This is a genomic window from Streptomyces spiroverticillatus (assembly GCA_014650415.1).
In the GTDB taxonomy this organism is placed as follows: Bacteria; Actinomycetota; Actinomycetes; order Streptomycetales; family Streptomycetaceae; genus Streptomyces; species Streptomyces spiroverticillatus.
This window is the reverse complement of record BMUX01000001.1, coordinates 531,773-543,798: the sequence shown is the minus strand read 5'-3', so window position 1 is coordinate 543,798 and position 12,026 is coordinate 531,773. Positions and strand designations below refer to the sequence as shown.

At 71.1% G+C, this 12,026-nt stretch carries 10 protein-coding genes; 7 read left to right on the top strand and 3 right to left on the bottom strand.

Annotated features, from left to right (window positions below; all coding sequences use genetic code 11):
- Window positions 1-20 precede the first annotated feature (20 nt).
- From IE269_RS02500 to IE269_RS02485, 4 genes are read left to right on the top strand one after another with little or no spacing between them, the layout of a single operon-like run.
- Entirely contained in the window at window positions 21-1,598 is a 1,578-nt protein-coding gene (locus IE269_RS02500; RefSeq protein ID WP_189820990.1) for a GMC family oxidoreductase, read from the top strand.
- The gene (locus IE269_RS02495) at window positions 1,598-2,677 is read left to right on the top strand and encodes a quaternary amine ABC transporter ATP-binding protein (protein ID WP_189820989.1); all 1,080 of its coding nucleotides are present in this window, start codon (window positions 1,598-1,600) and stop codon (window positions 2,675-2,677) included. The genes IE269_RS02500 and IE269_RS02495 overlap by 1 nt, the downstream gene beginning before the upstream one ends.
- A 52-nt stretch (window positions 2,678-2,729) precedes the next feature.
- Window positions 2,730-4,688, top strand: a complete 1,959-nt coding sequence (locus IE269_RS02490) for an ABC transporter permease (RefSeq protein WP_229897465.1) — start codon at window positions 2,730-2,732, stop codon at window positions 4,686-4,688.
- Between the two features lie 2 nt (window positions 4,689-4,690).
- Complete coding sequence (locus IE269_RS02485; protein WP_189820987.1) at window positions 4,691-5,656, top strand: ABC transporter substrate-binding protein; 966 nt, start codon at window positions 4,691-4,693, stop codon at window positions 5,654-5,656.
- A 229-nt stretch (window positions 5,657-5,885) separates the two neighbouring features.
- On the opposite strand, the gene IE269_RS02480 is transcribed toward IE269_RS02485, so the two are convergent.
- Window positions 5,886-6,389: a carboxymuconolactone decarboxylase family protein gene (locus tag IE269_RS02480; protein ID WP_189820986.1), complete on the bottom strand. Its 504-nt coding sequence runs from the start codon at window positions 6,387-6,389 to the stop codon at window positions 5,886-5,888.
- A 47-nt stretch (window positions 6,390-6,436) separates the two neighbouring features.
- Here IE269_RS02480 and pdxR point away from each other — a divergent pair, with 47 nt between their 5' ends.
- Window positions 6,437-8,068, top strand: coding sequence for a MocR-like pyridoxine biosynthesis transcription factor PdxR (gene pdxR / locus IE269_RS02475; protein WP_189820985.1), 1,632 nt, complete (start codon window positions 6,437-6,439; stop codon window positions 8,066-8,068).
- A 211-nt stretch (window positions 8,069-8,279) separates the two neighbouring features.
- Here pdxR and IE269_RS02470 read toward each other — a convergent pair whose 3' ends face one another.
- On the bottom strand, window positions 8,280-8,663 hold the full coding sequence (locus IE269_RS02470; protein ID WP_189820984.1) for an STAS domain-containing protein: 384 nt from the start codon (window positions 8,661-8,663) through the stop codon (window positions 8,280-8,282).
- A gap of 362 nt (window positions 8,664-9,025) precedes the next feature.
- Between IE269_RS02470 and IE269_RS02465 the strand changes: the two genes are divergently transcribed.
- Complete coding sequence (locus IE269_RS02465) at window positions 9,026-9,355, top strand: hypothetical protein (protein WP_189820983.1); 330 nt, start codon at window positions 9,026-9,028, stop codon at window positions 9,353-9,355.
- Window positions 9,356-9,552: 197 nt separating this feature from the next.
- Window positions 9,553-10,743 (top strand): glutathionylspermidine synthase family protein, encoded by a 1,191-nt coding sequence (locus IE269_RS02460; RefSeq protein WP_189820982.1) that lies wholly within the window; start codon window positions 9,553-9,555, stop codon window positions 10,741-10,743.
- Between the two features lie 3 nt (window positions 10,744-10,746).
- On the opposite strand, the gene rocD is transcribed toward IE269_RS02460, so the two are convergent.
- On the bottom strand, window positions 10,747-12,003 hold the full coding sequence (gene rocD / locus IE269_RS02455; protein ID WP_189820981.1) for an ornithine--oxo-acid transaminase: 1,257 nt from the start codon (window positions 12,001-12,003) through the stop codon (window positions 10,747-10,749).
- Window positions 12,004-12,026 lie beyond the last annotated feature (23 nt).

The following is a 12,026-nucleotide window of genomic DNA, read 5'->3' as shown; positions in this document are numbered from 1 at the left end:
CAGAAGAGGAGCAGCACCCCATGCCCGAGCCCACGCCCGAGCCCACCCACGACTACGACTACGACTACGTCGTCATCGGCGGCGGCACCGCCGGATCCGTGATCGCCTCCCGCCTCACCGAGGACCCCGAGGTCCGCGTCGCCGTCATCGAGGGCGGTCCCTCCGACGTCGACCGGCCCGAAGTCCTCACCCTGCGGCGCTGGATGGGCCTCCTCGGCGGTGAGCTGGACTACGACTACCCCACCACCGAGCAGCCCCGCGGCAACTCCCACATCCGGCACAGCCGGGCCCGCGTCCTCGGCGGGTGTTCGTCCCACAACACCCTCATCGCCTTCAAGCCCCTCCCGTCCGACTGGGACGAGTGGGAGGCCAACGGCGCCGAGGGATGGGGGGCCTCGGCCATGGACCCGTACTTCCACAAGCTCCGCAACAACATCGTCCCCGTCGACGAGGCCGACCGGAACGCCATCGCCCGCGACTTCGTCGACGCCGCCCAGGGCGCCCTCGGCGTCCCCCGCATCGACAGCTTCAACAAGAAGCCCTTCGAGGACGGCGTCGGCTTCTTCGACCTCGCCTACCACCCGGAGAACAACAAGCGTTCGTCCGCGTCCGTGGCGTACCTCCATCCGTTCCTGGACCGCCCGAACCTCCACATCATGCTGGAGACCTGGGCGTACGAACTGGAGCTGGACGGCACCCGGGCGCGCGGGGTGCGCGTGCGGACCAAGGACGGCGAGGAGGTCCTCGTACGGGCCAACCGCGAAGTCCTCGTCTGTGCAGGGGCGGTGGACACCCCGCGGCTGCTCATGCACTCCGGCATAGGCCCGGCCGCCGACCTCGAAGCGCTCGGCATACCCGTCGCCGTCGACCTCCCCGGCGTCGGCGAGAACCTTCTCGACCACCCCGAGTCCGTCATCGTCTGGGAGACGAACGGGCCCATTCCCGAGAACTCCGCGATGGACTCGGACGCGGGTCTCTTCGTGAAGCGGGATCCCGAGCACGCGGGCCCCGACCTGATGTTCCACTTCTACCAAATCCCCTTCACCGACAACCCCGAGCGCCTCGGCTACGAACGCCCCGCGCACGGCGTGTCGATGACCCCCAACATCCCCAAGCCGCGCAGCCGCGGCCGGCTCTTCCTCACCAGCGCCGACCCGGCCGTCAAGCCCGCCCTCGACTTCCGGTACTTCACCGACGAGGACGACTACGACGGCCGCACCCTCGTCGACGGGATCAGGATTGCCCGGGAGATCGCGGCGCAGGCCCCCCTCTCCGGATGGCTCAAGCGCGAGGTGTGCCCGGGTCCGGAGGTCACCTCCGACGAGGACCTGAGCGAGTACGCCCGCAAGGTCGCGCACACCGTCTACCACCCCGCAGGCACCTGCAAGATGGGCGCCGCCGACGACGAACTCGCCGTCGTCACCCCCGACTTGAGGATCAAGGGACTCGACGGCATCCGCATCGCCGACGCGTCCGTCTTCCCGACCATGACCGCCGTCAACCCGATGATCGGCGTCCTGATGGTCGGCGAGAAGTGCGCAGAGCTGCTGGCCGAAGCGGCCACGCAGCAACCGACCATCTCCGGAGGTGCCGCGTAATGAGTACGACTCCCGCCACGAAGGACGCCGAGACCACGGCCGACCACGCCGTCTTCTCCGTACGCAACCTCTGGAAGGTCTTCGGCCCCAAGGCCGACAAGGTCCCCGGCGACCAGGAGCTGACCGGCCTCTCAGTCCCGGAACTGCGCGAGCGCACCGGCTGCACGGCCGCCGTCCGCGATGTCTCCTTCGACGTGAAGAAGGGCGAGGTCTTCGTCGTCATGGGGCTGTCCGGCTCCGGAAAGTCGACTCTCGTCCGCTGCCTCACCCGCCTCATCGAGCCGACCTCCGGCAGCCTCGCCATCGACGGCGAGGACGTCCTGTCCATGGACAAGGCGCGCCTGCGCGAACTGCGCCGCCACCGCGCCGCCATGGTCTTCCAGCACTTCGGCCTGCTCCCGCACCGCACGGTCCTCGACAACGTCGCGTACGGGCTCGAAGTGCAGGGCATGGGCAAGGCCGAGCGGCGCGCGAAGGCGGCGGAGGTCGTGACCAAGGTCGGCCTCGACGGGCTCGAAGACCGCCGTCCCGGCCAGCTCTCCGGCGGTCAGCAGCAGCGCGTCGGGCTCGCCCGCGCCCTCGCCGTCGACCCCGAAGTCCTGCTCTTCGACGAGCCGTTCAGCGCGCTCGACCCCCTCATCCGGCGCGACATGCAGGAAGAGGTCATCCGCCTCCACCAGGAGGAGGGCCGCACGATGGTCTTCATCACCCACGACCTCAACGAGGCCCTGCGCCTGGGCGACCGCATCGCCCTGATGCGCGACGGCGAGATCGTCCAGCTCGGCACGCCCGAGGAGATCGTCGGCTCCCCGGCCAACGACTACGTACGGGACTTCGTCCGCGACGTCCCCCGCGAGCAGGTCCTCACGGTCGCCTCCGCGATGCGCACCCCGGAGGCAGGCGACGCCGAGTCCGGCCCCGCCGTGGCCCCGTCCGCCCCGGTCTCCGAGGCCATCGAGGCCCTGGTCCGCACCGGCGAACCGACGGCCCGCGTGATGTCCGACGGCCGCCTGCTCGGCATCGTCGACCGCGCGTGCCTGCTGTCGGTCGTCGCCGGCACCCTGGCGGTGACCGCCTGATGAGGTACGTCAGTAGCATCCTCCCGACCGGCGAGGTGATCGCGTGAGTGCCGTGACCACCACCTCCGCCCCGCCGAAGCCCCGTACGCAGGAGCCCAGTTGGCGCGACCGGCTCACCCGTCGCCCCGCCCTCCTCAAGCTCGGCGCGCTCCTGGTGATCGCCGCCGTCGCCGTCCCCGTGCTCCACTCCCGCTGGGCGTCCGGCACCTGGCCGGCCCCGCTCACCGTCGACCTCACCGAGCCCCTCGGCAAGGTCAGTGACTGGATCATCGACAACCGCGACGGCCACCCCCTCTTCCTCTATTTCTTCGGCCACATCTCCAACGCGGTCGTCCTCTCCGTACGTGGCGTCTATCTCGTCCTCCTCGCCCTCGGCTGGGCCGGCACCACCGCGCTCGCCGCGCTGGTCGCCTGGCGTGCCGCCGGGGTGAAGCTGGCCGCCGGGACCGTCGTCGCGCTCGCCGCCTGCGGGCTGCTCGGCATGTGGGTGCCGACCATGCAGACCCTCGCGCTGATGGCCGTCGCGGTCGCGGCCTCGGTGATCCTGGGCGCGTTCCTGGGACTCGCCGCGGGCCTCTCCGACCGCACCTTCCGCATCCTGCGCCCGGTCCTGGACACCATGCAGGTGCTGCCTGCCTTCGCGTACCTGCTCCCCGTCGTGCTGATCTTCGGCATCGGCGTCCCGGCCGCCGTCCTGGCGACCGTCGTGTACGCCGCCCCGCCGATGGCGCGCCTCACCGCGCTCGGACTCCGGGAAGCCGACAAGGGCGTGCTCGAAGCCGTCGAGTCCCTCGGTGCGACCGCCCGGCAGCGGCTCTTCACGGCCCGCCTCCCGCTGGCCCGCAAGCAGCTCCTCCTCGGCCTCAACCAGACGATCATGATGGCCCTCTCCATGGCCGTCATCGCGTCCGTCATCGGCGCCGCCGGTCTCGGCGACCGCGTCTACCAGGCGCTCGCCTCCGTCGACGTCGGCCAGGCGCTGGCCGCGGGTCTCCCCATCGTCCTGATGGCGATCGTCCTCGACCGGGTGACGGCCGCCGCCGGTTCCGGCGACCGCGAGCAGGGGCGCTCCTGGCTCCCGGCCGCGCTCGGCGTGCTCGCCGTCGCGGCGGTCGCCGTCGCGACCCGCCTCGCGGGCTCGCTCCTGTGGCCCGAGGCCTGGTCGATCGAGATCGCCCCGACCGTCAACAAGGCCGTCGGCTGGATGACCGACCACCTCTACTCCGGCGTGCCCGTCATCGGCGGCACCGCCGACTGGGCCGGCCACTTCACCTCGTTCGTCCTCGACCCCATCCGCTCGGGCCTGACCGCCCTCCCCTGGTACGCGGTCCTGCTCCTGGTCGCCGCGCTCGCCTGGCTGATCGGCACCTGGAAGTCGGCGCTCACCGCGGCGCTCGCCATGGCCGCGATCGGCGTCCTCGGCGTGTGGAAGCCGTCCATGGACACGCTCTCCCAGGTCGTCGCAGCCGTCGCCGTCACCCTCCTCATCGGCTTCGCGATCGGCATCGCCGCCTCGCGCAGCAGCCGCCTGGAGCGAGTGCTGCGCCCCGTCCTCGACGTGATGCAGACGATGCCGCAGTTCGTCTACCTCATCCCCGTCGTCGCCCTCTTCGGCGTGGGCCGCGCCCCGGCGGCAGCCGCCGCCGTCGTCTACGCGCTCCCCGCCGTCGTACGCATCACCACCCAGGGCCTCCAGCAGGTCTCCCCGGCGGCGCTCGAATCCGCGCGCTCGCTCGGCGCGACCAGCGGCCAGCAGCTCCGCCAGGTCCAACTCCCGCTCGCCCGGCCCTCCTTGCTCCTCGCCGTGAACCAGGGCGTCGTCCTGGTCCTCGCCGTCGTCATCATCGGCGGCCTGGTCGGCGGTGGCGCACTGGGTTACGACGTCGTCTTCGGCCTCGCCCAGGGCGACCTGGCCACCGGCCTCAAGGCGGGCGCGGCCATCGTCTGCCTCGGCCTGATGCTCGACCGGGTGACCCAGCCCTCGCGGGCCGCCCGCAAGGAGGACGCGTGAACATGAATCGTCGTACGGCTCTGAAATCGACCGCACTGGGACTCGGCGCACTCCTGCTCACCGGATGCGGCGCCGCCGACATGACCCAGCAGGCGTCCCCGTACGCGAACGCGGCGGGCGCGAAGACGGTGACGCTGTCCGTCCAGTCCTGGGTCGGCGCCCAGGCGGACGTCGCCGTCGCCAAGCTCATCCTGGAGCGCGAACTCGGCTACCGGGTCGACACGGTCCAGGTCGACGAGGTCCCCGCGTGGGACGCCCTCAGCCAGGGCCGGGTCGACATGATCATGGAGGACTGGGGTCACCCGGAGCAGGAGGCCCGCTACGTCAAGGACAAGAAGACGATCGTCCCGGCGGGCGAGGTCGGCGTGATCGGCCACATCGGCTGGTGGGTCCCGAAGTACTTCGCGGACAAGCACCCGGACGTGACGGACTGGCGCAACCTCAACAAGTACGCGGACCAGTTCAAGACCCCGGAGAGCGGCGGCAAGGGCCAGCTCCTGGACGGCTCGCCGTCCTACGTCACCAACGACAAGGCCCTCGTCAACAACCTGAAACTCAACTATCAGGTGGTCTTCTCGGGCTCCGAGGCCGCGCAGATCACCCAGATCCAACGCTTCGCCAAAGAGAAGAAGCCCTTCCTGACCTACTGGTACAAGCCCCAGTGGCTGTTCGAGCAGGTGCCGATGGTGGAGGTGAAGCTGCCGAAGTACTCGGAGGAGTGCGCGGCGAAGGCGCCGGAGGACATCGACTGCGAGTACCCCACCACGCCGCTCGCGAAGTACATGAACGCGAACTTCGCGAAGAAGGGCGGGAAGGCGGCCCAGTTCCTGAAGAACTTCAAGTGGGACGCGGAGCAGCAGAACGCGGTGTCGCTGATGATCGCCGACCAGAAGCTGTCGCCGGACGAGGCGGCACGGAAGTGGGTCGCGGCGAACGAGAACGTCTGGAGGGCATGGCTCCCCAAGTAAGTCCCGCGCCCCCTGATGTGCCGCCCGAAGGGCCGCACTTCAGGGGCGCGGGGAACTGCGCAAAACGCCAGCCCCCCACCCAGCCGCGCGGCCGAGCGCTTTAGGCGAAGGGGCGGGGCCGGGGCGAAACCCGGGGGCCCGGGGGCAGCGCCCCCGGCCGGAACAGCAACCACCCACCACCCCAGCACCCCGCCCCGCCCCGAGCCCCGCCCCCCGGCGGCCCGAGCGGTCAGTGCTTGATGGACCCCGCCACATAGTGCCCCGGCACCATCCGCGTCGACACCGCGAACCGGTTCCACACGTTGATCGTGTTGATCGCCGCGATCAAATGCGCCAGCTCGACCTCGTCGAACTCCTTCGCCGCCTTCTCGTACACCTCGTCCGGCACGAACCCGTCCGTCACCACCGTGATCGCTTCGGTCAGCTCGATCGCCGCGATCTCCTTCGCCGTGTAGAAGTGCTTCGACTCCTCCCACGCCGACAGCTGGATGATCCGCTCCACCCGCTCCCCGGCCGCCAGCGCGTCCTTGGTGTGCATGTCCAGGCAGAACGCGCAGTGGTTGATCTGCGAGGCGCGGATCTTCACCAGCTCCGCGACCACCGGATCCAGGTGCTTCCTCGTTGCCTTCTCCAACTGCAGCATCGCCTTGAAGACCTCGGGCGCGTGCTCGGACCAATTCATGCGGGGAGTGTGCTCGGGGACATTCACGGGGGCGTTCTCGTTCGTCGTCATGCTGTCGACGTTACGCCTGGGACGGCCCACGACTATGGTCCATTCCCATGCCAGATTCCTGGGCCACTTACCGCGCCGAACTCGGCAAGGACCTCCACCTCGACCTGTCCATCCCCGGCTCCACCCCCGACGCCGCCTACGGCTCCACCTCCGACGCCACCCTCGGTTCCGCTTCTGGATCCGCCCCCGGCTCCGGCTCCGGCTCCGGCTCCGCCCCCGGCTCCGGCTCCGGCTCCGGCTCCGCCCCCGGCTCCGGCTCCGGCTCCGGCTCCGCCCCCGGCTCCGGCCCCGGCTCCGCCCCCGGCTCCACCTCCGACGCTGCCCCCGGTTCTGCTTTCGGGCTCCGCACCCGCCTGCGCGACGCCCTCCGCGAGGCCGCCCGTACCGGCCGCCTTGCCCCCGGCACCCGGCTGCCCTCCTCGCGCAGCCTCGCCGCCGATCTCGGGATCGCCCGCAACACCGTCGCCGACGCGTACGCGGAGCTCGTCGCCGAGGGCTGGCTCACCGCCCGCCAGGGCTCCGGCACCCGGATCGCCGAACGTGCCCGCCCCACCCCGCGAAAGCAGCCCTCACCTGGACCGCGGCCCCCGGCCCGTACCACTCCCACCCACAGCCTGATGCCCGGCGCCCCCGACCTCTCCACCTTCCCGCGCGCCGACTGGCTGAAGGCCTCCCGCAAGGCCCTCACCGCCGCCCCCCACGACGCCTTCGGATACGGGGACCCCCGCGGCCGTATCGAACTCCGTACCGTCCTCGCCGAGTACCTGGCCCGCGCTCGCGGCGTCCACGCCGACCCCGAACGCCTCGTCATCCGTTCCGGTTACGTCAATGCCCTGACCTTCCTGGCAGGCGCCCTCCGCCGCCGCTCGCCCACCACGAAGGCCGTCGCCACCGAGTCGTACGGACTGCCCTTCCACCGCGCCTGCTTCACCGCGGCCGGCCTGCGCACCCCCGCCCTCGGCCTCGACGAACTCGGCTCCCGCACCGGAGAATTGACGGGCCTCTCCGGCGCCGGGGCCGCCCTCCTCACCGCCGCCCATCAGTTCCCGACCGGCGTCGCCCTGCACCCCGACCGGCGGGCCGCCGCCGTCGACTGGGCGCGCAGCACCGGCGGTCTGATCCTGGAGGACGACTACGACGGCGAATTCCGCTACGACCGCCAGCCCGTCGGCGCCCTCCAGGGCCTCGACCCGGACCGCGTGGTCTACCTCGGCACCACCAGCAAGGCCCTCGCCCCGGGCCTGCGCCTCTCCTGGGCGGTTCTCACCCCGGACCTCCTGCCCTTCCTCTCCCCGTACGACAACACCTCCAGCGCGCTGGAACAGCTCACGCTCGCCGAATTCATCTCCTCCGGTGCGTACGACCGCCACATCCGCGCCAAACGCCTGCGCTACCGCCGCCGCCGCGACGAGCTGGTCTCGGCCCTGGCCACCCACGCCCCCCACGTCCGCATCAGCGGAATCGCCGCCGGCCTGCACGCCATCCTGGAACTCCCCGAGGGCACCGAACGCGCCGTCCTGCGCGCCGCCCACTGGCAGGGCCTCGCCCTGGAGGGCCTCTCCACCTACCGCCACCCCGAAGCCCCCGCCCCACCCCACGACGGCCTGCTGATCGGCTACGCCACCCCAACCGACAGCGCCTGGCCCGGCACCCTGAACGCTCTGATCCGGGCCCTTTAGGGGCGCGGGGAACTGCGCGAGCAACCCACCACAAGCCGCGCGGCCGAGCGCTTTAGGTGAAGGGGTGGGACCGGGGCGAGCGCCGCAGGCAATCGAGGTGCCGGGCACCATCCCGAAAACCCCCGCCGCGCAGCAAGCGACCCCCGCCCCGCGCAGCGATTCGCCACACGGCCCGGGGGCCGAACAATGCCCGGTCAGCCGACCAGAAGCCTCACCTCAACGCCTCCTCCATCAAAAGCTTCCCGCTCCGACTCGCCCGCAACAACCGCTTCACCGCCGCCGAAGCAGCCGCCAGAATCAACCGGCGCCCACCCCGCCGCCAGGCGAGCAACGCGTTCAGGAAGCCGGAGTCGCAGAACGTCACCCGTGACGCGTCGACCACCAGTCGGGTGTGCCCGAACGCCGCCGCCGACGTGAGCAGCGCAGTCAGCGGGGCCGCCGTGAAGTGGTCGATCTCGCCCTGCACGGCGACGCTCAGCGTGGTGCCTTCGGCGCGGCACGCGGCCACGACGCCGGGCAGCGGACGCCTGGTGACGCCACGGCCGGTACGGATGGGGATCGGCAGTATGTGAGAGGGGCTTGCAGTGGTGTTCACGCCGTCTGCAACGAGGCCCGGCCCCCGGGGGCACCGTCGAAGCCCCAGGATCACCCGGCCGCGCGAAAGATACGCCCCATTGCGACGGGGAAGGCGACGGGAAAGAGAAGCCCCGGCCGGACGGGGGAGACCGGCCGGGGCGGCATGGGGAGGCGGGGTGAAGAACCCGCGCATAGATGAAGGATAAACCATTCGAATGTGTCTCTACCACCGCCCACCCCCACCGGGGCAAATCCACCCGGTCCAGGCTCCGGCGTTCCTCGCAGCCGCCCGGCCCTCTAGTCTGGCGACGATCCGAAGGCAGTCAGGGATGCCGGAGACAGATCAGACGTGCAGAACGAACACGGGGGAGTGGGCCGGTCATGGCAGCGGCAGGGCGACGGCGACGACTGAGGTCCAGCACGGTGGTGCTCGGCGGCATGGGAATGCTCGCCCTCACCCTCACCTCCTGCGGTGACGAACCGGACCGGCGCTGCGTCGACCCGGTCACGCAGGAGGAGCTGCCCAGCTACGAGTGCGACGACGATGACGACGACGGCGGCAGCAGCGGCAGTAGCGGCAGTTCCGCCTCCCACCACGGCGTCTACTACTACGGCGGGTCCGTCAGCAACAGGCGCGTCTCCGGCGGCAGCTTCGACAAGCAGGCCGTTGACCGCGGCGGCTTCGGCTGTTCCGGCTCCGGCGGCGGCTGAGGGGTGTTCCCTGCGGGCCGGGGGTCGCTTGCTGTAACTGCCGGGGGCTCCGCCCCCGGGCCCCGGCCGCCTTCGGCGGTTTTGGCCCCTGACCCGCCCCTTCACCTAAACCCTGCGGGAGCGTCGTGGCTGGTCGCGCAGTTCCCCGCGCCCCTGACGGGGCGATCCCGACACGCCCTCCCCCCGAAGGCCACGCCATGAAGCGCCACACCACCACCCCCCGCCCCGACTGGCAACGCATCGTCGAGGAGCAGGGCGTCATCTACCCCCTGACCCGCTACCCCGACGACACCCTGCGCCCCTACTGGGACGAGAGCGCCTACTACTCCTTCACCCTCCCCGAGGTCGAAGCCCTCGAAGAGGTCGTCGAGGAGCTGCACGCCATGTGCCTGGCCGCCGCCGCCCACATCGTCGAGCACGACCGCTTCGCCGACCTCGGCATCACCGACCCCAAGCTCGCGAAGCTGATCGCCGAGTCCTGGCACCGCCGCGCCGAACTCCCCTCCCTCTACGGCCGCTTCGACCTCCGCTACGACGGCACCGGCCCGGCGAAGATGCTGGAGTACAACGCCGACACCCCCACCTCCCTGGTCGAGGCCGCCAGCCCGCAGTGGTTCTGGATGGAGGAGCTGTTCCCCGGCGCCGACCAGTGGAACTCCCTCCACGAACGCCTGGTCGACGCCTGGAAGCGGCAGTCGGCGCTCCTCCCGCCCGGCCCCCTGCACTTCGCCCACTCCGACGGCGACGAGCTCGGCGAGGACCTGATGACCGTCGCCTACCTGCGCGAGACCGCCGAACAGGCCGGCATCCGCACCGAGGCCATCTCCGTCGAACGCATCGGCTGGGACCGTCTCTCCCGCCGCTTCGTCGACGAGAAGCTCCGCTTCATCCGCAGCTGCTTCAAGCTCTACCCGTGGGAGTGGCTGGCCACCGACCGCTTCGGCCCGCACGTGCTGTCCACCCTCGACAACGGCGGCGGCACCGGCACCACCTGCTGGATCGAACCCGCCTGGAAGATGCTCCTCTCCAACAAGGCCCTCCTGGCCATCCTCTGGGAGCTCTACCCCGGCCACCCCAACCTGCTCGCCGCCTACCTCGACGGCCCCCGCGAGCTGGCGGACGAGAAGGGGTACGTCGCCAAGCCGCTGCTGGGCAGGGAGGGCGCCGGAGTCACCGTCCACGAGCCCGGCTCCCCGCCGCCCGCCCCCACCGGCGAAGGCGACAAGGTCTGCTACCAGGAGCTGGCCCCGCTGCCCGACTTCGACGGCAACCGCACCGTCCTCGGCGCCTGGGTGATCGAGGACGAGGCCGCGGGGCTCGGCATCCGGGAGTCCGCGGGGCTGGTCACGGACGAGTACGCCCGCTTCCTGCCCCACGTCATCCTCTAGCCGTCAGTCACTGAGCACGGCCCGCAGCTGGTCCAGCCCCCAGTCCAGGTCCTCCTTGCTGATCACCAGCGGCGGGGCGATCCGGATCGTCGAACCGTGCGTGTCCTTCACCAGCACCCCCCTCTCCATCAACTGCTCCGAGATCTCCCGGCCGGTGCCGCGCGCCGGGTCGATGTCCACCCCGGCCCACAGTCCGCGCCCGCGCACCGCCCGCACCGCGCCCCCGCCGACCAGCAGGTTCAGTTCGTGGTGCAGGTGGTCGCCCAGTTCGGCGGCCCGCTGCTGGAACTCGCCGCCGCGCAGCATCGCGATCACCTCCAGCGCGACCGCGCACGCCAGGGGGTTCCCGCCGAACGTCGAACCGTGCTCGCCCGCCTTGAACACCCCCAGCACCTCCGCCGAGGACACCACCGCCGACACCGGCACCACCCCGCCGCCGAGCGCCTTGCCCAGTACGTACATGTCGGGCACCACGCCCTCGTGCTCGCAGGCGAAGGTCTTCCCGGTCCTGCCGAGACCCGACTGGATCTCGTCCGCGATGAAGAGGACATTCCGGGAGGTCGTCAACTCCCGTACTCCCGCGAGGTATCCGGGCGGTGGCACCAGCACCCCTGCCTCGCCCTGGATGGGCTCAAGGAGCACCGCCACCGTGTCGTCCGTGACCGCGGCGGTCAGCGCCTCCAGGTCCCCGTACGGCACGACGTCGAAGCCCGGGGTGTACGGCCCGTAGTCCGCGCGCGCCTCCGGGTCCGTGGAGAAGCTGACGATCGTCGTCGTACGGCCGTGGAAGTTGTCCGAGGCCACGATGATCCTGGCCCGCCCGTCCGGTACGCCCTTGACCCGGTAGCCCCACTTGCGGGCGGTCTTCACGGCCGTCTCGACGGCCTCCGCCCCCGTGTTCATCGGCAGCACCATCTCCATGCCGCACAGAGCCGCCAACTCGTCGCAGAACGCGGCGAACCGGTCGTGGTAGAAGGCCCGCGACGTCAGCGTCACTCTCTCCAGCTGCGCCTTCGCCGCGTCGATCAACCGCCGGTTGCCGTGGCCGAAGTTGAGCGCCGAGTACCCGGCGAGCATGTCGAGGAAGCGGCGCCCCTCGACGTCGGTCATCCAGGCGCCCTCGGCCGAGGCGACGACGACGGGCAGCGGGTGGTAGTTGTGCGCACTGTGCGCCTCCGCCGAGGCGATGGCCTCCGCGGTGGCCGCCGAGGCGGTGGCCGTGGCGTCCGTGGTGTTCGTGGTGGCCTCCGTTGTCGACACGGGAACTCCGATCGTCAGGTACG